Annotated in this window: 21 protein-coding genes and 1 tRNA gene; 9 read left to right on the top strand and 13 right to left on the bottom strand. The window is 66.7% G+C overall.

Going from position 1 to position 21,182, the window contains the following annotated elements; all coding sequences use genetic code 11:
• Window positions 1–2 precede the first annotated feature (2 nt).
• From yacG to QQL87_RS16160, 9 genes are all read right to left on the bottom strand, one after another.
• On the bottom strand, window positions 3–206 hold the full coding sequence (yacG, locus tag QQL87_RS16200; RefSeq protein ID WP_284419912.1) for a DNA gyrase inhibitor YacG: 204 nt from the start codon (window positions 204–206) through the stop codon (window positions 3–5).
• Window positions 207–258: 52 nt separating this feature from the next.
• On the bottom strand, window positions 259–888 hold the full coding sequence (locus tag QQL87_RS16195) for a Maf-like protein (RefSeq protein ID WP_284419911.1): 630 nt from the start codon (window positions 886–888) through the stop codon (window positions 259–261).
• Between the two features lie 182 nt (window positions 889–1,070).
• The gene (locus tag QQL87_RS16190; protein WP_284419910.1) at window positions 1,071–1,541 is read right to left on the bottom strand and encodes an arsenate-mycothiol transferase ArsC; all 471 of its coding nucleotides are present in this window, start codon (window positions 1,539–1,541) and stop codon (window positions 1,071–1,073) included.
• A gap of 54 nt (window positions 1,542–1,595) precedes the next feature.
• Window positions 1,596–2,102: a UPF0262 family protein gene (locus QQL87_RS16185; protein ID WP_284419909.1), complete on the bottom strand. Its 507-nt coding sequence runs from the start codon at window positions 2,100–2,102 to the stop codon at window positions 1,596–1,598.
• Window positions 2,099–3,394: a histidinol dehydrogenase gene (gene hisD, locus QQL87_RS16180; RefSeq protein ID WP_284419908.1), complete on the bottom strand. Its 1,296-nt coding sequence runs from the start codon at window positions 3,392–3,394 to the stop codon at window positions 2,099–2,101. Before hisD ends, QQL87_RS16185 begins: the two co-directional genes overlap by 4 nt.
• An 87-nt stretch (window positions 3,395–3,481) precedes the next feature.
• On the bottom strand, window positions 3,482–3,931 hold the full coding sequence (locus QQL87_RS16175; protein WP_284419907.1) for a DUF2948 family protein: 450 nt from the start codon (window positions 3,929–3,931) through the stop codon (window positions 3,482–3,484).
• A 24-nt stretch (window positions 3,932–3,955) separates the two neighbouring features.
• Complete coding sequence (gene murA / locus QQL87_RS16170) at window positions 3,956–5,245, bottom strand: UDP-N-acetylglucosamine 1-carboxyvinyltransferase (RefSeq protein WP_284419906.1); 1,290 nt, start codon at window positions 5,243–5,245, stop codon at window positions 3,956–3,958.
• 140 nt (window positions 5,246–5,385) lie between these two features.
• Window positions 5,386–7,095, bottom strand: coding sequence for an FAD-dependent oxidoreductase (locus QQL87_RS16165; RefSeq protein ID WP_284419905.1), 1,710 nt, complete (start codon window positions 7,093–7,095; stop codon window positions 5,386–5,388).
• Between the two features lie 28 nt (window positions 7,096–7,123).
• Complete coding sequence (locus tag QQL87_RS16160; protein ID WP_284419904.1) at window positions 7,124–7,306, bottom strand: hypothetical protein; 183 nt, start codon at window positions 7,304–7,306, stop codon at window positions 7,124–7,126.
• 352 nt (window positions 7,307–7,658) lie between these two features.
• On the opposite strand from QQL87_RS16160, the gene QQL87_RS16155 reads away from it, so the two are divergent.
• A tRNA-Thr gene (locus QQL87_RS16155) sits at window positions 7,659–7,733 on the top strand.
• Window positions 7,734–8,007: 274 nt separating this feature from the next.
• On the opposite strand, the gene poxB is transcribed toward QQL87_RS16155, so the two are convergent.
• Window positions 8,008–9,738 carry a ubiquinone-dependent pyruvate dehydrogenase gene (gene poxB, locus QQL87_RS16150; RefSeq protein ID WP_284419903.1) on the bottom strand — a complete coding sequence of 577 codons (1,731 nt, stop codon included), beginning with the start codon at window positions 9,736–9,738 and terminating at the stop codon, window positions 8,008–8,010.
• Window positions 9,739–10,813: 1,075 nt separating this feature from the next.
• On the opposite strand from poxB, the gene QQL87_RS16145 reads away from it, so the two are divergent.
• The 6 genes from QQL87_RS16145 (at window position 10,814) to QQL87_RS16120 (ending at window position 14,746) form a co-directional block, all read left to right on the top strand.
• Window positions 10,814–11,791, top strand: coding sequence for an outer membrane protein (locus tag QQL87_RS16145; RefSeq protein ID WP_284420045.1), 978 nt, complete (start codon window positions 10,814–10,816; stop codon window positions 11,789–11,791).
• Between the two features lie 154 nt (window positions 11,792–11,945).
• Complete coding sequence (locus QQL87_RS16140; RefSeq protein ID WP_284419902.1) at window positions 11,946–12,248, top strand: autorepressor SdpR family transcription factor; 303 nt, start codon at window positions 11,946–11,948, stop codon at window positions 12,246–12,248.
• Between the two features lie 35 nt (window positions 12,249–12,283).
• On the top strand, window positions 12,284–12,931 hold the full coding sequence (locus tag QQL87_RS16135; RefSeq protein ID WP_284424113.1) for a hypothetical protein: 648 nt from the start codon (window positions 12,284–12,286) through the stop codon (window positions 12,929–12,931).
• A 111-nt stretch (window positions 12,932–13,042) separates the two neighbouring features.
• Window positions 13,043–13,624 carry a hypothetical protein gene (locus QQL87_RS16130; RefSeq protein WP_284419900.1) on the top strand — a complete coding sequence of 194 codons (582 nt, stop codon included), beginning with the start codon at window positions 13,043–13,045 and terminating at the stop codon, window positions 13,622–13,624.
• 58 nt (window positions 13,625–13,682) lie between these two features.
• Window positions 13,683–14,000 carry a hypothetical protein gene (locus QQL87_RS16125; protein ID WP_284419899.1) on the top strand — a complete coding sequence of 106 codons (318 nt, stop codon included), beginning with the start codon at window positions 13,683–13,685 and terminating at the stop codon, window positions 13,998–14,000.
• A gap of 185 nt (window positions 14,001–14,185) precedes the next feature.
• A complete protein-coding gene (locus tag QQL87_RS16120) occupies window positions 14,186–14,746 on the top strand; it encodes a carboxymuconolactone decarboxylase family protein (RefSeq protein ID WP_284419898.1) in 561 nt (186 codons plus the stop codon).
• A gap of 203 nt (window positions 14,747–14,949) precedes the next feature.
• On the opposite strand, the gene QQL87_RS16115 is transcribed toward QQL87_RS16120, so the two are convergent.
• Entirely contained in the window at window positions 14,950–17,025 is a 2,076-nt protein-coding gene (locus tag QQL87_RS16115) for a methyl-accepting chemotaxis protein (protein ID WP_284419897.1), read from the bottom strand.
• 124 nt (window positions 17,026–17,149) lie between these two features.
• Window positions 17,150–17,878, bottom strand: a complete 729-nt coding sequence (locus tag QQL87_RS16110; RefSeq protein ID WP_284419896.1) for an SDR family oxidoreductase — start codon at window positions 17,876–17,878, stop codon at window positions 17,150–17,152.
• A 150-nt stretch (window positions 17,879–18,028) separates the two neighbouring features.
• Between QQL87_RS16110 and QQL87_RS16105 the strand changes: the two genes are divergently transcribed.
• On the top strand, window positions 18,029–19,651 hold the full coding sequence (locus tag QQL87_RS16105) for an ABC transporter substrate-binding protein (protein WP_284419895.1): 1,623 nt from the start codon (window positions 18,029–18,031) through the stop codon (window positions 19,649–19,651).
• 204 nt (window positions 19,652–19,855) lie between these two features.
• On the opposite strand, the gene QQL87_RS16100 is transcribed toward QQL87_RS16105, so the two are convergent.
• On the bottom strand, window positions 19,856–20,431 hold the full coding sequence (locus QQL87_RS16100; RefSeq protein WP_284419894.1) for a hypothetical protein: 576 nt from the start codon (window positions 20,429–20,431) through the stop codon (window positions 19,856–19,858).
• A 213-nt stretch (window positions 20,432–20,644) separates the two neighbouring features.
• Here QQL87_RS16100 and QQL87_RS16095 point away from each other — a divergent pair, with 213 nt between their 5' ends.
• Window positions 20,645–21,040, top strand: coding sequence for a GFA family protein (locus QQL87_RS16095; protein ID WP_284419893.1), 396 nt, complete (start codon window positions 20,645–20,647; stop codon window positions 21,038–21,040).
• Window positions 21,041–21,182 lie beyond the last annotated feature (142 nt).

Below are 21,182 nucleotides of genomic sequence, written 5' to 3'. Positions count from 1 at the left end.
GATTATTCGACGTCGTCCTCGTCGCCCTCAGCGGCCGGGATGACGTAGGAGCCGCTCAGCCAGCGGTGCAGGTCGACGTCGCGGCAGCGCGGCGAGCAGAATGGGCGGACGGCCTCGGCCGCAGGCCGGTTGCAGATCGGACAGCGGCGGACGGGCTTGGCGGATGTCGAAGCGGGGGCGCTCCGGCTGGGTGATTCGTCGGACATCGGCGGCTATTTAATGGGCTGGACGCGCGGATGCACCCCCGCATGCGGATGGTCAGACGCCGACGGTGTTGAGCCAGCCGAAGCGGATCGGGAAACCTTCGCCGGCGAGCAGGGTCGTGGTCTCGTAGAGCGGCAGGCCGACGACGTTGGTGTAGGAGCCGACCATCTTGACCACGAACGAGCCGGCGATGCCCTGCACGGCGTAGCCGCCGGCCTTCCCGCGCCATTCGCCGGAGCCGATATAGGCCTGGATGTCGTCCTCGCTGAGCCGCTTGAAGCGGACGCGGGTCTCGACCAGGCGCTGGCGGAACGCCTCCTTCGGCGTCACAATCGTGATCGCGGTGTAGACGCGGTGGTTGCGCCCCGACAGCAGCCGCAGGCACTGCGAGGCCTCGTCGACCAGATTGGCCTTCGGCAGGATGCGGCGGCCGACCGCGACGACGGTGTCGGCGGAGATGATAAAGGCGCCGCGCAGCTCGTCGTCGAGCTGGACGGATTTCAGCGCGGCATCGGCCTTCGCCCGCGCCAGGCGGTTGGCGCAGGCGCGCGGCAGCTCGCCGCGCTTCGGGGTCTCGTCGACATCGGCCGGGCGCAGCGCGTCGGGCTCGATGCCGGCCTGGTTGAGCAGCGCCAGACGCCGCGGCGAACCGGATGCAAGAACGATTTTGGGACGGCCGAGCATGCTGATTTCGCTGAGGGATTCGAAGGCTGTGAGGCGGGCGCGCGGAACCTATCGGAAGGGCTGCCATTCCACAACCCGCCGGCTGCGACAACGGTGCGACGGGCCTGCTGTACGGTGGGAGTTTGAGCGGGGGACGACGCTGGTATTTCGGTTCGATGACACCTGTGTTGGAAACCAGGCTGCTACAAGCCCGCCGGCCCGGGCTTGCCGAAGCGCTTGCGGATGCGCGCGAACAGGCCGTCGCAGACCTCGCGATAGGCCGACAGCTTCTGCTCGCGGTTGCCGTCGGTGTTGGTTGGATCCGGCGTCGGCCAATACTCGACGTCGGCGGCGATGGTGCGGGTCAGTTCCAGGGCCTTGTGATGGGCCTCGGGCGAGAGGGTGATGATGAGGTCGAAGTTCAGGCCCTCCCAGTCCTCGAGCTCCGCGAAGGTGGTCGGCTTGTGCTGCGAGATGTCCTGGCCGAGCTCGGCCATGACAGACACCGCGAACGGATCGAGCTCGCCCTTCTTGACGCCAGCCGAGCGGACATAGAGGCTTTTCGGAAACATCTGGCGCAGCAGGCTCTCGGCCATCGGCGAGCGGACGCTGTTCTGGCCGCAGGCAAACAGCACCGCCTGCGGCTGGCGCGCGCGCGGCGGCCCCTCGGCCATGCGCCTAGGCGCCCTTGGCCGAAAGCTTGGACGCGCAAAGGCGAGCGCGCGGCGTCACTGGCCTTCGCCCTTCCAATGCAGCACCGTGATCAAGGTGAACAGCCGGCGCGAGGTCTCGAAGTCGACCCGCACCTTGCCCTTGAGGCGCTCCTGCAGCGTCTGCGAGCCCTCGTCATGGATGCCGCGGCGGCCCATGTCGATGGCCTCGATCTTGTCCGGCGTCGCGGTGCGGATCGCGTTGTAATAGCTGTCGCAGATCATGAAATAGTCCTTCACGATCCGCCGGAACGGCGACAGCGACAACAGATGCGTCACGACCGGCGTGCCGTCGACCTTGCGGATGTCGAACATCAGCCGGTTCGCGGTGATGCCGAGATGCAGGGTGAAGGGCCCGGCGCCGTCGGCGCCCTCGGGCGCAAACAGGTTCTCCTCGACGAGGTCGTAGATCGCGATCGCCCGCTCATGCTCGATGTCCGGACCGGAGCGGCCGATCGACTCCTCGTCGAGCGTCACCGCCACGATGCGATTGGTCCGGTCGTCGCCTGGCGGGTTCTGGGTCATGGCAGGTTGAGGCGTATTCCCACGGAGCGTGAATGGGCGTCGAGACCCTCGGCCTTGCCCAGAGTCATCGCCGCTGGTCCCAGCGCGCGCAACTGGTCCGGACCGCATTTCAACAGCGACGTGCGCTTCATGAAGTCGAGCACGCCGAGGCCCGAGGAGAATCGCGCTGAGCGCGCGGTCGGCAGCACGTGATTGGAGCCGCCGACATAGTCGCCGATCGCCTCCGGCGTGTGCGCGCCCAGGAAAATGGCACCGGCATTGCGGACCCGGGCCGCGAACGCGTCGGGATCTCTGGTCATGATCTCCAGATGCTCGGCGGCGATGGCATCCGCCAGCGGCACGGCCTGGTCGAGATGGTCGACCTCGATGATGGCGCCGAAATCGGCCCAGGAGGCACCTGCGATCGCGGCACGCGGGAGCGTCTTGAGCTGGCCCTCGACGGCGCGGGCGACGTCATCGGCCAGGCGCCGGCTGTCGGTGATCAGGATCGACTGCGCGCTGGCGTCGTGCTCGGCCTGGGCCAGGAGATCGGCGGCGATCCAGTCGGCATTGCCGCTGTCGTCGGCGATCACCAGCACCTCGGACGGGCCGGCGATCATGTCGATGCCGACCTTGCCGAACACCAGCCGCTTGGCGGCGGCGACATAGGCATTGCCGGGGCCGACGATCTTGACGACGGGGGCGATCGTCGCCGTGCCATGCGCCAGCGCGGCCACGGCCTGGGCGCCGCCGACGCGGTAGATCTCGGAGACGCCGCCGAGATGGGCGGCGGCCAGCACCAGCGGATTGAGCTTGCCGTCGGGCGACGGCACCACCATCACCAGGCGGGCGACGCCAGCGACCTTGGCGGGAATGGCGTTCATCAGCACCGAGGACGGATAGGCCGCGGTGCCGCCGGGGACGTAGAGCCCCGCCGATTCGATCGCGCTCCAGCGCCAGCCGAGCTCGACGCCGGCGGCATCGGTGAAGCGCTGGTCCTGGGGCAATTGCTTGAGATGAAAGGCCTCGATGCGGTCGCGGGCGAATTTCAGCGCGTCCAAGGTGGCGGCGTCGCAGGCCTTCACCGCGGCTTCGATCTCGGCAGCCGTCACGCGCAACGACGACGCGTCGAGCTCCAGCCGGTCGAACTTGCGCGTCGCCTCCAGCAGCGCGGCATCGCCGCGTTTCGCCACGTCGTCGACGATCGCACGCGCGGCCGCTTCGACATCGGCGGAGGTCTCGCGCTTGGCGGCGAGAAACTGCCGAAACTGGGCGTCGAAATCGGTGCTGGCGCGGGACAGGCGAATGGGCATCTCTGGCACTTTCCGAAGGGGTGGCTGCCCCCGACCCCCTGCTCAATGGCGCGGCAGCGCGGGGCCGTCAACCCTTTGAACCGGCCCCTACCCGGTCAGCGGCGGCACGTCGTCGATCCCGCCGACGCCGAGATCATCCTGGCCGAGATCGGTCAGCTCGCATTCCAGGCATTCGACGTCGAGCCGCAGCGCGCCGCCATGGGAGAACAGCAGCAGCGCGCTGCCCGCCGGCGGCTCGTCGCCGGTGTGGAATTCGATGCCGATCAGCTCCAGCGCCGCCTCCGGCGCGGCAAGGTCGATGCGCCGCGACTTGCAGGCCAGCACCCGGTCGAAACGCAGCGCCGCCAGCAGCCGGCGCGGCTCGCTCTCGCCATGCAGCGCCTGGTTCCAGTCGAGCCGGTTCATGCCGATCACCAGCCGCTTCTCGGCCTGGCGCCAGATGATGTCGGCCGGCTGCACCCGCGCATCCTGCACATGCGCCGAGATCACGGCGAGGTCGTCGGCATCGAGCGCGATCAGTTTCAGCCGGTCGGTCACGACATCATCCCCTCGGCATCCCCACTACTCGCGGATGCGCTCGATCGTGGCGCCGCAGGCCTTCAGCTTGTCCTCCAGCCGCTCGAAGCCGCGATCGAGATGGTAGACGCGATTGATCATGGTTTCGCCTTCCGCAGCAAGCCCGGCAATCACCAGCGACACCGAGGCGCGCAGATCGGTCGCCATCACCGGCGCGCCGCGCAGGGTCGAGATGCCCTCGATCCGCGCGGTCTCGCCGTCGAGGCTGATGCGGGCGCCGAAGCGGGCGAGCTCCTGGACGTGCATGAAGCGATTCTCGAAGATGGTCTCGGTGATCTCGGACGCGCCCTGCGCGCGCACCATCAGCGCCATCAGCTGGGCCTGCAGGTCGGTCGGAAAACCCGGGAATGGCGCGGTCGTGACCTGAACCGGGCGGATGCCATGGCCGTTGCGGACGATTCGGATGCCCTCGGCGTTGCTCGAAATCTCGGCCCCCGCTTCGGCCAGCACGTCGAGCGCGGATTGCAAGAGCTCCGGCCGCGCACCGGCGAGCTGGACGTCGCCGCCGGTCATCGCGGCCGCGATCGCATAGGTGCCCGCCTCGATGCGATCGGGCAGCACGGTATGCCGCGCACCATGCAGAAACGCCACGCCCTCGATCTCGATACGCGGGGTGCCCGCGCCGGTGATGCGCGCGCCCATCTTGTTGAGGCAGTCCGCGAGATCGGTGATCTCCGGCTCGCAGGCGGCGTTCGTAATGACGGTCGTCCCCTTGGCGAGGCTCGCGGCCATGACCGCGACATGGGTGCCGCCGACCGTCACCTTGGGGAAATCGATCGTCCCGCCACGCAGGCCACCCGGCGCCTTGGCGACGACATAGCCGGCATCGATGTCGATGCTGGCGCCGAGCTTCTCCAGCGCCATGATCAAAAGATCGACCGGCCGCGTGCCGATGGCGCAGCCGCCGGGCAAGGACACCCGCGCCTCGTGCATGCGCGCAAGCAACGGCGCGATCACCCAGAAGCTGGCGCGCATCCGCGACACCAGCTCGTAGGGGGCCGTGGTGTCGATGATGTCAGCGGCGGAGATCTGCAGGGTCTGGCCCTGGTACTGGCCATCGCCAGGGCGCTTGCCGACGGCCATGATGTCCACGCCGTGATTGCCGAGAATGCGCTGCAGCTGCGCGACGTCGGCCAGCCGCGGGACGTTGTCGAGGATCAGCGTCTCCGGCGTCAAAAGACCCGCGATCATCAGCGGCAGGGCAGCGTTCTTCGCGCCCGAAATCGGGATGATGCCGTGAAGCGGGGTGCCGCCGACGATGCGAATGCGATCCATGCTGGTCCTATGGGAGCTGGCCGGGAAATTGGGCTGAGATGGGCGCAACAGGACCGACATTACGGCGATTTGATGAGTTCGCAACGACAGGTCGCACGCCCTGAGAATTCATCCCCTGACCGTACAACCCGCCGCGCGAATCACACCGGCGGCAGCAGGGCATCGGCGAGAAACCCGTGCAGCGCGGCGACCACCTGGGCGCCCTCGCCGATGGCGCCGCCGACGCGCTTGACCGAGCCGGAACGGACGTCGCCGACCGCATAGACGCCGGGCACCGAGGTCTCCAGCGGCGACACCATCCGCCCGGCGTTCTGTTCCGACTGCGCGCCGGTCACGACGAAGCCGGCGCGGTCGAGCGTCACACCGCAATCGCCGAGCCAGCCCGTCGCCGGATCGGCGCCGACGAACAGAAACAGATTGCTGATCTCGGCCGGCGTCTCCTCGCCCGACAGCCGGCTCTTCAAGGTGATGCGTTCGAGCCCGGTATCCGTGCCGCCATTGAGCGCGACCACCTCGGTGTTGAACAGCAGCTCGATGTTCGGCGTCGCCTCGATGCGCTCGATCAGATAGCGCGACATCGACGCGGCCAGCCCGCCGCCACGGATGATCATCCGCACCTTCTTGACATGCCCGGAGAGAAACACCGCGGCCTGCCCGGCCGAGTTGCCGCCGCCGACGAGGGCGACCTCCTGGCCGGCGCACAGCCGCGCCTCGATCGGCGAGGCCCAGTACCAGACGCCGCGGCCCTCGAACTCCTTGAGCCGGTCGAGATCGGGCCGGCGATAGCGCGCCCCGCTGGCGACCACGACCGCGCGCGCCCGCACCTCGTCGCCGCCGTCGAGCGCCAGCACGAAGGCGCCGTTCTTGCGCTCGCAATCCAGCGCGGTCACCGACACCGGAATCATGATCTCGGCGCCGAACTTCTGCGCCTGGTTGAACGCCCGCGCGGTCAGCGCGAGGCCGGTGATGCCGGTTGGAAAGCCAAAATAGTTCTCGATGCGGGCGCTGGCGCCGGCCTGGCCGCCGAAAGCCCGCGAATCGAGCACTGTCACGGACAGACCTTCGGAGGCGCCGTACACGGCCGTGGCAAGACCGGCCGGCCCGCAGCCGACGATGGCGACGTCGTAGACCTTCTCGCCGCGCGGCCCGCCGATCATGCCGACCGCGCGCGCTAGCTCCGTCTCGCTGGGATTGCGCAGCACGCTGCCGTCGGCCACCACGACCAGCGGCAGCTCGGCCGGTGTCGGCGCATAGCGGACGATCAGATCGGCGGCGTCATGATCGACAGCCGGATCGAGCAGGTGGTGCGGAAAGCCGTTGCGGGTGAGAAAGCTCTGCAGCCGCGCGATATCAGCGGAGTGCGGCGGTCCGATCATGACCGGGCCGCCGGCGCCGCCCTGGATCAGGTTCACCCGCCGCAGGATCAGCGCCCGCATGATGCGCTCGCCGAGTTCGGCCTCAGCGATCAGGAGCGCCCGCAGCCGCTCCGGGGGAATCAGGATGACCTCGACATCGCCCTCGGCATGGCCGTCGACCAGCGCGACGCGGCCCGAGAGCTGGGCGATCTCGGCGAGAAACTGCCCCGGCCCCTGGTCGATCACCGGGGTGACGTGGCCGAGGCCGTCACGCTGGGTGATCGCGACATGGCCCTTGAGGATCACGAACATGCCGGGGCCGGGCTTGCCGGTCTCGAACAACAGTTCGCCGTCGCGATAGGTCCGGATCTCGCCGAAGCCGCGCAGGCGCGCGATCTCCTGCGGCGTCAGCTCCGGGAAGGTCTGGTCGAAGCGCGGCAGGGCTTTTGCCAGCTCCGCCCGTTGTGCCTCCGCTGTCGTCCCGTCATTCGCCATCGCCACGCTCCCCACTCCTGCAAACCGCTCAACGCTTCGAACTGTCAGGGCCGCCGGCGGCGGCCTCGTCCGGGCCGCCCTCCTCGGCAGTCACCGCCTGGCTGCGCTCGCGGCTCTGCGCCTTGCGCCGCTTCAGGTTCTCGCGCAGCGCCAGCTTCAGCCGCTCCTCGCGCGAACCCTTTGGTGCCGCCCTGTCGGTCTTATCCGTCATCCCCTTCCCCCGGTCACCCCATACCAGAGGCACAATCGCGGCCGCAGTTGCGAAAGCCAAGAGGCATTGGCGACGCAGACGGTAGGTTCCGCTCCGCGCCGCGTCGCCTGCCCGGATGGGGAGTTGCCGCCACAGCTGCGGTGATTTGGGCCGTTCGGCCGGCGATGGACGACAAACTCGCCTCGAATGGGCGATTTCGGTCCGATTCGGAGGTCTTTCGCGCCGTTTCGCCGGATCGCGCCGACGTCTTTCCCCGAAAACCGGTCGAGCCGCGCTTGCGCAGGCGGGGACCTTGTGGCAAGAACCGCCCGCGTTCGGTCGCGGCCTTCGGGCCGGCCCCTCGCGCGTCCCTGCTGCCGTAGCTCAGTGGTAGAGCACTCCCTTGGTAAGGGAGAGGTCGACAGTTCAATCCTGTCCGGCAGCACCATCTCGTTCCCCGACTGCCATTCCAATCCGCGCCATCTCGGCCTCATGGTTCTCGAGGCGATGCGAGAGCATCGCCTGAACGCGCCACGGGTGGCACTCCTGACCATCGCTTGGCCTCGGGCGCGGCGCTCCTCACCATGAGGTTCGGGGGCCGAGGGCGGCGCTGGACAGCGAAAGAGTTGGAGCATCACCGCGAACGCTCCCTCATCCTGAGGAGACCGCCGCAGGCGGTCGTCTCGAAGGATGGCTGCAACCACCGCATTCACCGACTCCCCTCATCGCCGCAGCAGATTCTCTTTTGCCAGATCGATCACCTCGTCGCCGCGGCCGCTCATGACGGCGCGGATCAGCCAGACGCTGAAGCCCTTGACCTGTTCGAGGCCGATGGTCGGGGGCATGGACAGCTCCTGCTTGGCGGTGACGACATCGAGCACGGCGGGGCCGTCATGCGCGAGCCAGTCGGCGACGGCGCCGGGCAATTCGCCGGGGTCCTCGACGCGCCTTGCATGGATGCCCATCGCGCGCGCCATCGCGGCGAAATCCGGATTTTCCAGATCGGTGCCGTGCTCGACGAAGCCGGAGGCCTTCATCTCCAGCGCGACGAAGCCGAGCGTGCCGTTGTTGTAGATCACGACCTTCACCGGCAGCTTCTCCTGCGTCAGGGTGATGAGATCGCCCATCAGCATCGCAAAGCCGCCGTCGCCCGATAGCGAGATCACCTGCCGTCCAGCCTGCGCCGCCTGGATGCCGATCGCCTGCGCCATCGCGTTGGCCATCGAGCCGTGCACCAGCGAGCCGATCAGGCGGCGCTGTCCGTTCATCGCGATGTAGCGCGCCGCCCAGATCGTCGGCGTGCCGACGTCGAAGGTGAACACCGCATCGGCCGCGGCTGTCTCGCTGATGATACGCGTCAGATATTGCGGATGGATCGGGAGGCGGCCGGGCGTGCCGACGGCGAGATCGTCGAGGCCTTTGCGCGCGGCCACGTAGCGGGCAAGGCTGTCGTCGAGATGGCTGCGATCGGTTTTCGCCGTCAGCTTCGGCAGCAGCGCGCGCAGGGTCTCGCCGACATCGCCGACCACGCCGACATCGAGCCGCGCGCGACGGCCGAGCTGGCTCGGCCGGATGTCGACCTGCGCAATCGCAACGTCAGAGGGGATGAACTGCTTGTAGGGAAAATCGGTGCCGAGCATCAGCAGCGCGTCGCAGCTATGCATGGCGTGATAGCCCGACGAGAAGCCGATGAAGCCGGTCAGGCCGACATCGTAGGGATTGTCGTATTCGACATGCTCCTTGCCGCCGAGCGCGTGCACGATCGGGCTGTGCAGGATCTCGGCGAGCTTCATCAGCTCGGCATGCGCGCCGGCGCAGCCGCGGCCGCAGAACAAGGTCACGCGGCTTGCCTTGTTGAGGAAGGCCGCCAGCGCATCGAGCTCCGGCTCGGCCGGACGCACCGTAGGCTTCGGCGGCAGCAGTCCGATCACAGGCGAGGGCGCGCGCTTCGGCGCCGGCTTCAGCGCGACATCGCCGGGAATGACGATGACGGCGACGCCGCGCTCGCCGGTCGCGGCACGGATCGCGTTCTCCAGCACGAACGGCATCTGCGCGGGATCGGAGACCAGCTCGCAATACACGCTGCATTCGCGGAACAGGTTCTGCGGATGCGTCTCCTGAAAATAGCCGCCGCCAATCTCGGCCGAGGGGATCTGCGCCGCGATCGCCAGCACCGGCGTGCGGCTGCGCTGCGCATCATACAGACCATTGATGAGATGCAGATTGCCAGGCCCACAGGAGCCGGCGCACACCGCAAGTCGGCCTGTGATCTGCGATTCACCCGAGGCCGCGAACGCTGCCACCTCCTCGTGGCGGACATGGACCCAGTCGATCGTCTTGCGGACGCGCAGCGACTCGGTGAGCCCGTTGAGGCTGTCGCCGACGACGCCATAGATGCGCTTGACGCCGGCGATTTCGAGCGTCTCGACGATCTGGTCTGCAATGCTGGCCATGCGGGGAATGTCCTTTGACGGTCTGAGGCGGGGGCATGCATCGGATGAGGCTTCGAGGCCTTGCTACCCGCGCCGGGTGGTCGCGGACGAATCAAAATCCTGCGCAGCCGAAGGTTCCCGTCGTCCTCGCGAGGCGGCTTGGGATCATCGCGCATGAGAATCTGGGGTCATGAGCCCGCGTCCTCGCGGCGCATTTTGCGTCCGAGCTTTGCCGGGAGATCGCCCTCTTCGATCGAGGGCGCAGGGAAGGCCGGGCGCTGGCCGCGCCCGTGGCCCGCCTGCGGAAAAAAATGCAGGCGGCAGGTACCACAGGTCTGGCCGAAAACGCCCGGCCCTCCCTGCGCGATGGGCTTACGACTTATACGCGCTCTCCCTGGGGACCGGGCTTTGTTGCCCCCATCACCCGCGATGCGCGTGACGCACATCAACGGGCTTGACCTCAGCATCGGGAGGCCAGGACCACGCGACTTCACCGTCCGCATCGAAATTGTTCGTCCGCTCGCGAATGCGCGCTGCAACTCCAATCCGGCCATCGCATCCCACACACAACGCTCGTGACGACTCGCGAAGCGCCCCTCTTCGATGAGCGCGGGACAGGCGGAAATGTGAAGGTGATTTGCCCGACGCTGCAAGCGAAGATGCTGCGGCAAACTGGCACGACGGGCAATTTGGGTATGGCGGGTATGCGGGCGAAAAGTCGCCGTTGAGAAACTGAGACGACGTCGGAATCGACTTGCGAGGATGAGAGCAAGAACAAGAATCGGCGCGTAGTCGAATAGTACGAACTCAGCTCGTATCGGAGTTTCGGGCGAAGTTCCCGGCCGGTCGCGCGCATCTTCGACAGGACTGTTTGAAATGCGGATTGGGGTTGACCGAGGTTGCCAGAGATTTCTGCACGTCCAAATGCAACAAATAAGTGCAATCAAGAATCACACAACTTCAACATAAGGATGTTCACAACCTCATCCCCGGACCATCGCATACCCTAACTTGCCGTCGCGCGGGCGCGTGAGCTACCGTATCACCTGTGGTTGAGCGGGGGACGAAAATGCGCAGAACATGTGTTGCTGTCTTGATGACGATGTGGGCGACCGGAGCAGGTCACGCCCAGGAGAAGACCGGCCAGGATGCCGTTCTCGAAAAGCTCGCGGCCCTCGAGGCGCGCGTCGTCAGATTGGAAGCTGAAAATCGAGGTTACAGGAAACAGCTGGAGCTGAGCCGATCCGGCACGCAGCCGACGCAAAGGATTGACAGCCAATCGATCAGTCATGACACCTCGCATCATGCTCCGCGGCTCATCGAAGCGAGACCGGATGAGAAACGTCAGCCCGGCTGGACGGGATTGTCCTGGGGCATCACCGCAGGCGGAGCTGCAACACGATCGATCACGGCGTCCACCGAACGACAGTCGTTCACCAGCCCGGGAGCTCCGCCTCCAAACGATGTCTCCGGATACGAAACGTCGAGCCTGACGGGACCGGGACGGCGCGGTGGCGGATTCGTCGACGTGTTTGCCGGTTGGAATGTCCAGCTCTCGCGCGCGGTGCTCGGCGCCCAGCTCGAAGCGACGATGGCGGATCTCGATTCCGGCAATGCGGGCAGCAGGTCCTACGCCTATTTCAATTCGGGTGGCCCGACCGGCATGGGTGCTCGCGGCGATTTCCGGCCGCAGATCACCACGAGATGGATGACATCAGCGCTATTGCGCGCCGGTGTACTGGTTGACCCGCAGACCCTGCTGTACGGGCTCGGCGGCTGGACGTTTGCCAAGCTCGACGCACGCAACCTCACCGACAATGCGTTCTTTCAACCCAACGAAACCGTGTGGGTCAACGGACCGATGGCCGGGCTTGGCCTTGAACGCAAGCTTGGGGCGCACTGGAGCTTCCGGACGGAATATCGCTATACGAAATTCAACGCCGCCCGCACCCAGGATCAGACGTCCTTCGTGGCGAATTTCGGATCGCAGCAGTACTGGCGCGCGACCCAATACGATCTGTCGATGCAATCCGCGCGAATCGGCTTTGCCTATCTGATCGATCCGCTGGAATAGCACGTCGTGCTCCGAGCACCGTGGCGGCTCGATTGTCAACGGCCGCCGCGGGCGCGTCCCGAGCGCTGAGCAGATCGAGGCTCAGCGATCCGGCCGGGCCGTCTTGGACTCGATGCCGCTTGACGTTATTTCGATGATTAGCTAATAATCGAATATGAATTCGGTCTTCAAGGCCCTGTCCGATCCGACCCGTCGCCGCATCCTGCAGCTTCTCAGGGAACGGCCGATGACGGCGGGGCAGATCGCGGAGCATTTCGACATCGCCAAGCCCACGCTGTCGGCGCATTTCGCGGTGCTGCGCGAGGCGGACCTGGTCTATTCGGACAAAATGGGGACCTCGGTCACCTACCACCTCAAGCTCTCGGTGCTCGAGGACGCGCTGCTCAGCTTTGCGGAAACGGTCGGCGTTGGCCTTGGCGGGGGTCATGCGCTCAAGCCGTCACGGAGAACGCGATGATGATCGATCGCAGGACTGCCCTGCTGTGCGCAGGGATGGTCGCCCTGATGGTGCTGGCGGCAGTCGTGCGCGTCGCCTTCATTCACGGCGCGGTGCTCGTGGCACGCCAGGAGACGCCTCTGCTTTGGCAGATCTGCCTGCTGCCGATCATTGCTGCGCTGCTCGTCCTGTCTCTGTATGCCAACGGCCGCCACCCGCCGGTCTCCGCCGGTGCCAAGGCGCAGCCGTCCTACGAATTGGGACAGCGACTGTCGATCGGATGTTGCCTGTCGCTGCTTCTGATCCAAGGGCTGTTGATCCTGACGAGCCTTGATCTTCCGCTGACTCCCTGGCTCGGTCTTCCGCTCGTCCATTGGATCGGCCTCGCCGTCGTGATCGCCATGGTGGCCCTGGTGCTGCAGGCGCTTGACCAGACGCCGAAGCTTCCCTGGTTCGACCGCAAGCTGTATCCGGCCGGTGAGCTGGGACCGATCTATGGACCCCGATATATGCGGGCGCGCGCCAAGATCTGGCTGCTGTGCCTGGTCATATTGTTGCCCTGCATCTACGCAGGCCCGAGGCTCGCATGGTTGTCCGTTCTGATCGCCTTTGCGATCGCATTCGTCTGGGACATGACGCTCCAGGTGCACTACGGTCGCCGATGGAAGATCGAGCAGTCCATGACGCCCGATTGCAAACCATAGGCGCAGACCATGGGCCGGCGAACGACATCGGCAAGCCGGAGCCCCGTGCGGCCCGATGACCGCGGCTACTGATCCCCGCGGTCTGCTGCTGCCCGCAGAAAATCGTGCACCATGCCCCTGATCGACCACTTCCTGCCGGACTATCAGTTCTCCGAACGGCACGAGACGCGGGTGCGCTGTCCGCCCGGCGCGTTGCTCGACCTCATCCAGACCTGGGAGCCGCGCGACCGCTTCTCGGATGCCGCGATGACGGTGCGCCAGACGCCAGCGCGGCTGATGCATCGGCTGGCGCCGTCACGGCATCCGGCGCCGCAGCCGTTCAGCCTGAAGAGTTTTGCGCCGCTCGGCCGCGACGGCGATCGCGCGATGGTCGGCGGGCTGATCGGGCAGTTCTGGCGCAACGATTTCGGGCTCGTGCCCATCGCGAGCCCGGAGGCGTTCGTTGCCTTCGATGCACCGCGCACGCCGAAGCTGGTGCTCGGCTTCATGGCCGAGCCGGAGGGCGAGATGACCCGGCTCGTCACCGAGACGCGGGTCTATTGTCCCGACCGCATGTCCTACGTGATGTTCCTGCCCTACTGGCTGCTGATCCGGCCGGCGAGCGGCCTCATTCGCCGGCGGATGCTGACGGCGATCCGGGAGACGGCGGAGCGACGGAGCACGGATCGGGGCATGGCAGCCCAACAGGATTGAGCCCGAATCGTAGGCTATAGTCCGCGACCAAGGACCATACCGCAGCTGGAGCAGCGCAATGGTGACTCCGGATCAGGCTGCACATTGGATAGCGGTCAGAGCCCTGCTCGGACGCGCCCAGGCGGCGCTGCCGGCGCCGCCGCTTCGGCACGTGCAGGCCTGCGCGAAACTGTACGAGGCGTTTGCCGAATATCTCGAGCACAACGAGCTCGGGCTTGCGCTCGACGCGCTGATGGACCTCGGGCATCTCACTGCGCCGCGCGGCGGCTTCTGGCGCGACCTGGAGCGCGCGGCGGAGATGATGAACCTGAACAACCGGCTTGTGGCCCTGCGTGAGGCGCTCCGCAATGCGCCGCTTCCGCCGGACGACGCGTAGTTCCGTCGCGCCGGTGGGCATCGCGATCGCAGCCGCGTCGTCCACGCCACCTGCGACGCGATCTGCCTGCTGATTGATCAACGCCGGCGTCGTTGCCCGCGTCGTGACACCTGATCGTGACTTGGCCACCCCTTGCTCCGCTGCGCCGCGGCCGGCAGCCTGGGGCATTGCAACAGGAGATCATCATGCGCCTCCCCATCGTCAGCCCGGACGCGTTGAGCGACGAGCAGAAGCCGCTCTATGCCGACATGAAGCAGGGCATCCAGGCGAGCTTCAAGGGCTTCATCAACGTCCGCGACGACGGCGCGCTGCTGGGGCCGTGGAATCCGTGGCTGCGCGAGCCGAAATTCGGCAAGCCGGTGTGGGAGCTGGTGAAGGCGATGGTCGACAAGCCGTCGCTGCCGGCGACCGTGCGCGAGGTCGCGATCCTGGTCACCGGCGCGCATTTCCGCTCCGCCTATGAGCTCTATGCGCATGTGCTGGTCGCCGAGCAGCGCGGCCTGTCCGACGACAAGCTCGCCACCATCGTCGCGGGCCAGCGGCCGGCCGATCTCACGCGGCCCGAGGCCGTCGCCTATGATTTCGCCTCGGCGCTGGTCAATGGCGGCGTGCTGCCGGAGCTGACCTACAAGGCCGCGGTCGACCAGTTCGGCGTGCATGGCGCCGCCGAGCTGTCCTATCTGATCGGCGTCTATTGCATGGTGTCGGTCACGCTCAACACGTTCGATGTGCCGGTTCCGGAGTAAGAGAAGTTCGTTGCGCCCCGCAAGCGGCAGAGTGATCGCATATGACGCTCTGCGTGTTAAGTTCATCTCTTTCCACGTCGTCATGGCCGGGCTTGTCCCGGCATGACGGAGTAACTAATTGACAAACGTTCGCGTCGCGATGGATGGCCCTGTAAGTCAATCGCCCTCGCGAGCTTCACGGCCGGAGGACGCTTCAGGCGCGGTCACGCCGCCCGCACCGAGTTCAGGAAGCGGCTGACTTCGTCGCGGAGGCGGCTGCTTTGGCCGGACAGCGACTTCGCGGCGGACAGCACCTGCGACGAGGCCGAGCCGGTCTCGTCGGCGCCATGCCGGACGCTGGCGATGTTCGCCGACACCTGCTGGGTGCCATGGGCCGCCTGCTGGACGTTGCGCGAGATCTCGCGCGTCGCCGAGCTCTGCTCCTCGACGGCGGAAGCGATCGCGGAGGCGATCTCCGACATCCGGGCGATGGTCTCGCCGATCTCCTTGATCGAGCCGACCGACTCCTGGGTCGCCGCCTGGATGCCGCCGATCTGCTGGCCGATCTCGCCGGTCGCCTTCGCGGTCTGCTCGGCCAGCGCCTTGACCTCCGAGGCGACCACCGCGAAGCCGCGGCCGGCCTCGCCGGCGCGCGCGGCCTCGATGGTGGCGTTGAGCGCGAGCAGGTTGGTCTGTCCCGCGATCGCATTGATCAGCTCGACGACATCGCCGATCCGCGCAGCGGCCTTGGCGAGCTCGGCGACGTTGTCGTTGGTCTTGCGCGCCTGCGCCAGCGCCTCGTTGGCGATGCGCGCGGAATCCTGCACCTGGCGGCTGATCTCGTTGACCGAGGAGCTCATCTGCTCCGCGGCGGCGGCCACCGAATGCACGTTGGTCGAGGCTTCCTCGGAGGCCGATGTGACCACGGTGGCGAGCTCCAGCGAGCGGCCGGCCGTCGTCGTCAGCGATGAGGCCGAGCGCTCCAGATCGGCCGACGCCGACGACACGACGCTGACGACCTCGCCGATCGCGGTCTCGAATTCGCGCGTGAAGCGCTCGACGCGCTGGCCGCGCTCGATCTTGGCCTGCGCGTCCGCCGCAGCCGCCTGCTCGGCGCGCTTCTTCTCCAGCAGCGCTTCCTTGAAGGTCTGCAGCGAGCCGGCCATCGCGGCGATCTCGTCGTCGCGATCACTGGTGGGAACAACGACGTCGTCGTTGCCGGCCGCCATCTGGCCGATCAGTCCGGTCATCTGCACGATCGGGTTGATGACGCGGCGGCGCAGCAGCATCGTGACCAGCACGAGAATGCCGGCCAGCGCGGCGACCACGACCATCGCCAGCGCAAGCATCCGATAGGCCGTGTCGCGCGCGGCGACGGCGCTGTCGCGCGCCTCGGCGATCGCGGCATCGCGGACCACGAAGAACTTCTGCACGGCGGGGACCACCGCCTCCGCGAGCTGATCCGCATTCAGGGAATAGTTGAGGTCGCCCATGCCGGCCGCGATGTCCTTGTCGACGATCGGAACGGCGCGTCCGAAATAGGCCTCGCGGGCCTCCTTGAACGCCGTGAGCAGGCGCTCCGGATTGCCGAGCTGGTCGATGCCGGCCTCCAGGCGCTCACGATCGACCTCGGTGCGGCCCTGGGCGCGATCCATCGCCGCCTTCTCGGCCGGCGCCACGGCGCGGCGGGCGCTGAGCGCCGGCGACAGCGCGGCGGCCCGACCGCCGGCGGTCACGCGCAGGTCCTGCGCGGTGCGGGCGACGTCGAGCAGCGTCGTTAGCGACGCGTCGGCATTGGCAATGCGGTTCTGCAGACGGTTCAGGATCGGCTCGATCGCAAGCGCCACCTGGGTGACCCCGGGGAGAAAGCTCTTGATCGCCGCCGGGTCGCGCGCGCTCAGCGGCGCCGTCAGCGCGGGGTCCACCTTGGCAAGAATCTCGGACAGCTTGGACGACGCCTGCTCCAGGCTGCGCGTGATCGCCTCGCTGTCGGACACGTTCGCCAGCTGCGCGCGCGCCCTGGCGAAGGACGCCTCGGACGACTGCCTGATCTTGCGTATGCCTTCGAGCTGCGCGGCGGTTGCCGGACCTTCCTGGAATATCGGCGTGATGTAGGGGGCACGGTGGCCGACGACGTCCTGCGCGAACAGCAGCACCGCGCCGAACGCCTCGACGGTCTTGATCGCCTCGGCCTTGTCGCGGACCGCCCCGACCTGCTCGATGACGACCTGGGCGGCGGGAAGAACGGCCAGTGCCGTCACCGAGAGCATCGAGATCGCAAAGAGGCGGCCAATCTTCATCGTTGAATCCCAGGCTAAGGCACCCGGGACGCTAGGTTTCCTATGATTAAAGTTGTGCTTAATTCAATTTCCGTAGTTATACGGAGTTATTGTCATCCAAGTGGCTCCCCGCTCGTAAGACGCCCTACAGATCGAAATTCGTCGGCAGCATCACGACGTCGCGGATGGTCATGCCGCGCGGACGGGTCAGCATGAACATCACGACGTTGGCGACCTCCGCGGGCTCCAGCAGGCTGCCGGACTCGCGGGCCTGCTTCAGCTTCTCGGCCGGCCAGTCGGCGATCAGTGCGGTCACCACCGGGCCGGGCGAGATCGCGCCGACGCGGATGCCGTGCTTGAACACCTGGCGCCGCACCGTCTGCACGAAGCAGTCGATCGCCCATTTCGAGGAGGCATAGACCGGCTCCCACGGCGTCGGGAAATGCGCGGCGAGCGAGCTGGTGACGATGATGTCGCCCGCCCCGCGTTCGATCATGTGCGGCAGCGCGTCGCGCACGTTCTTCATCACGACGTTGACATTGAGGGTCAGCATGCGGTCGATCGCCTCGCCATTGGTGTCGACGAGGTCACCGCCGAGATAGCTGCCGGCATTGGCATGGAGGATGTCGAGCCGGCCGGCGGCGTCGAGGACGCGCGGCATCAGGGTGGCGCAGTCCTGGGCATCGAGCAGGTCGATGACCACGGGGATCGCCGCCTCGCCATGTTTTTCGCGCAGCGCGCCCAGGGCGGCGGCGTCGCGATCGATCATGACGACGCGCGCGCCGGCCGCCAGCATCGCTTCGCTGCTGGCGAGCCCGATGCCGGAGGCCGCGCCGGTCACGGCGGCCACCTTGCCGTCCAGTTCCCTCGCCATCGCCCGTCTCCTCGCCCTGCGTGATTTGCGACCAGCCTAGCAAACGCCGGCCGGCGATGTCGGGACGTTCAGAACAATTCGACGTGCGGGCGCGCTGGCACGCGCCTTGCCTCGGTCACGGCAATCGTATCATTCCACAGGGGGGCCCCAATGAGCAGCTCGCAGTTCGATGTCACACGCCGCAACGTCCTGCTCGGAGGATTGGGCGCCGCCGGAATGACCGCACTGACCCCTGGCACCGCGTGGTCGCAGGGGCGCGCCGAAACGCTGCTGGTGGTGCAGGAGCTCGGGCCGAACTCGCTGGACATGCAGGGCGTGGGCTCGAACCAGACCGTCAACGGGCTGTCCTGGAACTGCTACGACCGGCTGCTGAGCTATACGGCGAAGACCTTGCCCGACGGCACCACGTCCTATGACCGCAGCGCGCTGGCGCCGGAGCTCGCCGAGAGCTGGGAGGTCGCGGCCGACGGGATGTCCTGCACCTTCAAGCTGCGCAAGGACGCGACCTTCCATGACGGCACGCCGGTGACGGCGAGGGACGTCAAATGGTCGTTCGACCGCGCCGTCTCGGTCGGCGGCTTCCCGACCTTCCAGATGTCGGCGGGCTCGCTGGAGAAACCCGAGCAGTTCACCGCCGTCGACGACCACACCTTCCGCATCGACTACATCCGCAAGGACAAGATGCTGCTGTTCAACGTCGCGGTCGTGGTGCCCTTCGTCATCAATTCGGAGCTCGCCAGGAAGAATGCGACGGCCGAGGATCCGTGGGCGCTGGCCTGGCTGAAGAACAACGAGGCCGGCGGCGGCGCCTACAAGGTCGAGAGCTGGAAGCCGGGCACCGAGACCATCCTGAGCCGGTTCGACAATTGGAAATGCGGCCCGCTGCCGAAGATCAAGCGCGTGATCGCGCGCGACATTCCCTCGGCCGGCACGCGCCGCGCCATGCTCGAGCGCGGCGATGCGGATCTCTCCAGCGGCTTTGCGCCGCGCGATTTCGACCAGCTGATCAAGGAGGGCAAGGTCAAGGTCACGGGCGTGCCGATCCCCAACGCGCTATGGTACGTCGCGCTCAACACCGCCAAGCCGCCGTTCGACAATGTCAAGCTGCGCCAGGCGATCGCCTGGGCGATGCCGTATGAGCAGATCCAGTCGAGCGCGTTCTTCGGCCGCGCCGTGCCGATGTATGGCGGCGCCGCCGACGTGACGAAGCCGGTATGGCCGCAGCCGTTCCCCTACGTGACCGATCTCGACAAGGCCAAGGCGCTGATGAAGGAGGCCGGCTTCGAAGCCGGCCTGGAGACGACCTTGTCGCTCGACGCCGGCACGGCGACAGTCGGCGAGCCCACCGCGATCCTGATCCAGGAGAGCCTCGCCAAGATCGGCATCAAGGCGGGCATCGACAAGATCCCCGGCGCGAACTGGCGCACGACGCTGAACAAGAAGGAGCTGCCGATGGCGCTCAATCGTTTCAGCGGCTGGCTCGATTATCCCGAATACTACTTCTATTGGAATTTCCACGGCCGCAACTCGATCTTCAACATCTCGTCCTACCAGAGCAAGGACATGGACGCGCTGATCGACAAGGCGCGCTTCACGACAGATGCGGCGGAGTATGAGGCGACGGTGAAGGCGTTCCTGGCGCTGTGCATGCGCGAGGTCCCGGTGGTGCCGCTCAACCAGCCGATCCACGACGTCGCGATGCAGAAGAACGTCAGCGGCTACGAGTTCTGGTTCCACCGCGAGCCGGACTACCGGCAATTCGTGAAGGGATAGCTCGTTGCAGCATCACATCGCGCCGGCTTGCGGCCCAGACGCGCTGCGCTCGCCGCGCGTCGCGGGCGGCGACGAGTATCGCTCGCGCCGCGAGAAGATATGCGTTGAGAGGCGTGTGCCCCTGACGCGGATTGCATCACCCGATGCAATCCGCCCCGCTAGCGGCAAGGCCATCGCAGTGACGAGGCTTGCCGTCAGCCCGGCCTAGTTGAACGACATCGGCGTCGCGCTGGTCATCCAGTTCGACAACCCGGTGTTGCGGGCCATCCGCTGATAGGCCGGCGCACGAGCCTCGCGCGTCGGACGAGACGCCGCGCCGAACATCGACGAACCGCCAGTCGGGTTCACGATGGTGTAGCCGGCGATCGAGCGCGGATGCTCGCGGGTGACGTGACCGCCGGAATTGCCGTCATGCACATACCAGATGTTGCCGGCCACCTGCTGCTGCAGGATCATGACATGACCGGAGCGGACCGCCGCCATTCCCGGTGCGGGAGCGGTACGCGGAAAACGGCGCCAGTTCGATGCGAGATTCAATTCGGGAACCACGCGGCCGAAGGTGTAGAGCGACGCCTCGCAGCCGCAGAACGCGTGCGGACATCCCGACGGACGGCCACCGACGACACGCCCTTCGCCTGGGATCGAGGCCATTGCATTCATGACGGAGTGGTGGCGGTACGAATAGTGATGATGATGATTATGATGATGATGACGTGGACGGGCCTGGGCCTGAACCGACAGAGCGAGCAATGCGACGACGATAGTAACTACGCGATACATAAGGAGGACTCCTGTACGCTGTGAAATCCCCCTGCCGCGCGCCAATCAACGTCCAAACATGTCCTCAAAGTGACGGAATCGCCCAGGAGCCATGCAATAGCGGGATGCGGCTGCCCGCTGAGGCAGTTCCAAATTCATGTATTTGCTTGACTCGCTCAGAGAGTGTGACGCGGCAAAGGCTGCTCATCAGTTCAACGATTTCAGGAGAAGGACATGACCGTATTCCGCGGCAGCTGTCTGTGCGGCGAGGTGGCCTTCGAGGTCGACGCACCGTTCGACAGATTTCTCAACTGCCATTGCTCGCGCTGTCGCAAGGCCAGCGGCACGGCGCATTCCTGTGAGGTCATCGTCGATGCTGCAGCGCTGCGCTGGCTGCGCGGCGAGGCGCGCGTGACGCGCTTCGACCTGCCGCAGGCGCGCAGCTTCGCCACGGCCTTCTGCTCCCGCTGCGGCAGTCCGATGCCGCATCTGACCCGCAGCGGCCGCGAGGCGATCGTGCCGGCCGGCAGCTTCGATCAGCCGCTCGGCGCCGCACCCGACCGCCACGTGCATTGGGCGTCCCGCGCCGACTGGTACGTTCACGGCAACGAGCTGCGCGTCGAGGACTGAATCCTGAGAGGAGCGTTGTCGGTTGCGGAACGGTGCGCGTGGGGTGGAACGGCCGAACCACACAATCGGCGTCGTCCCGGGCTTGACCCCATAGGCGCTAAAATAGACTTGCGGCGAAGAATCAGTTGTGATTCCAACATGG

This window comes from Bradyrhizobium sp. SSBR45G, from assembly GCF_030159255.1.
In the GTDB taxonomy this organism is placed as follows: Bacteria; Pseudomonadota; Alphaproteobacteria; order Rhizobiales; family Xanthobacteraceae; genus Bradyrhizobium.
The sequence above is the reverse complement of the archived record's forward strand: the minus strand, read 5'-3'. Positions and strand labels throughout refer to the sequence as shown.

Bases quoted from the DNA above. Each gene is read 5' to 3' on its own strand.
- QQL87_RS16190 (WP_284419910.1), bottom strand. From the start codon at position 1,541: ATGGCCGAGGGGCCGCCGCGCGCGCGCCAGCCGCAGGCGGTGCTGTTT.
- QQL87_RS16120 (WP_284419898.1), top strand. From the start codon at position 14,186: ATGCGCCTCCCCATCGTCAGCCCGGACGCGTTGAGCGACGAGCAGAAG.
- QQL87_RS16145 (WP_284420045.1), top strand. From the start codon at position 10,814: ATGACGATGTGGGCGACCGGAGCAGGTCACGCCCAGGAGAAGACCGGC.
- hisD (WP_284419908.1), bottom strand. From the start codon at position 3,394: ATGCCCATTCGCCTGTCCCGCGCCAGCACCGATTTCGACGCCCAGTTT.
- yacG (WP_284419912.1), bottom strand. From the start codon at position 206: ATGTCCGACGAATCACCCAGCCGGAGCGCCCCCGCTTCGACATCCGCC.
- QQL87_RS16140 (WP_284419902.1), top strand. From the start codon at position 11,946: ATGAATTCGGTCTTCAAGGCCCTGTCCGATCCGACCCGTCGCCGCATC.
- QQL87_RS16135 (WP_284424113.1), top strand. From the start codon at position 12,284: ATGGTCGCCCTGATGGTGCTGGCGGCAGTCGTGCGCGTCGCCTTCATT.
- QQL87_RS16160 (WP_284419904.1), bottom strand. From the start codon at position 7,306: ATGACGGATAAGACCGACAGGGCGGCACCAAAGGGTTCGCGCGAGGAG.
- poxB (WP_284419903.1), bottom strand. From the start codon at position 9,738: ATGGCCAGCATTGCAGACCAGATCGTCGAGACGCTCGAAATCGCCGGC.
- QQL87_RS16105 (WP_284419895.1), top strand. From the start codon at position 18,029: ATGAGCAGCTCGCAGTTCGATGTCACACGCCGCAACGTCCTGCTCGGA.
- QQL87_RS16130 (WP_284419900.1), top strand. From the start codon at position 13,043: ATGCCCCTGATCGACCACTTCCTGCCGGACTATCAGTTCTCCGAACGG.
- QQL87_RS16115 (WP_284419897.1), bottom strand. From the start codon at position 17,025: ATGAAGATTGGCCGCCTCTTTGCGATCTCGATGCTCTCGGTGACGGCA.
- QQL87_RS16165 (WP_284419905.1), bottom strand. From the start codon at position 7,095: ATGGCGAATGACGGGACGACAGCGGAGGCACAACGGGCGGAGCTGGCA.
- QQL87_RS16195 (WP_284419911.1), bottom strand. From the start codon at position 888: ATGCTCGGCCGTCCCAAAATCGTTCTTGCATCCGGTTCGCCGCGGCGT.
- QQL87_RS16110 (WP_284419896.1), bottom strand. From the start codon at position 17,878: ATGGCGAGGGAACTGGACGGCAAGGTGGCCGCCGTGACCGGCGCGGCC.
- QQL87_RS16125 (WP_284419899.1), top strand. From the start codon at position 13,683: ATGGTGACTCCGGATCAGGCTGCACATTGGATAGCGGTCAGAGCCCTG.
- QQL87_RS16100 (WP_284419894.1), bottom strand. From the start codon at position 20,431: ATGTATCGCGTAGTTACTATCGTCGTCGCATTGCTCGCTCTGTCGGTT.
- QQL87_RS16185 (WP_284419909.1), bottom strand. From the start codon at position 2,102: ATGACCCAGAACCCGCCAGGCGACGACCGGACCAATCGCATCGTGGCG.
- QQL87_RS16095 (WP_284419893.1), top strand. From the start codon at position 20,645: ATGACCGTATTCCGCGGCAGCTGTCTGTGCGGCGAGGTGGCCTTCGAG.
- murA (WP_284419906.1), bottom strand. From the start codon at position 5,245: ATGGATCGCATTCGCATCGTCGGCGGCACCCCGCTTCACGGCATCATC.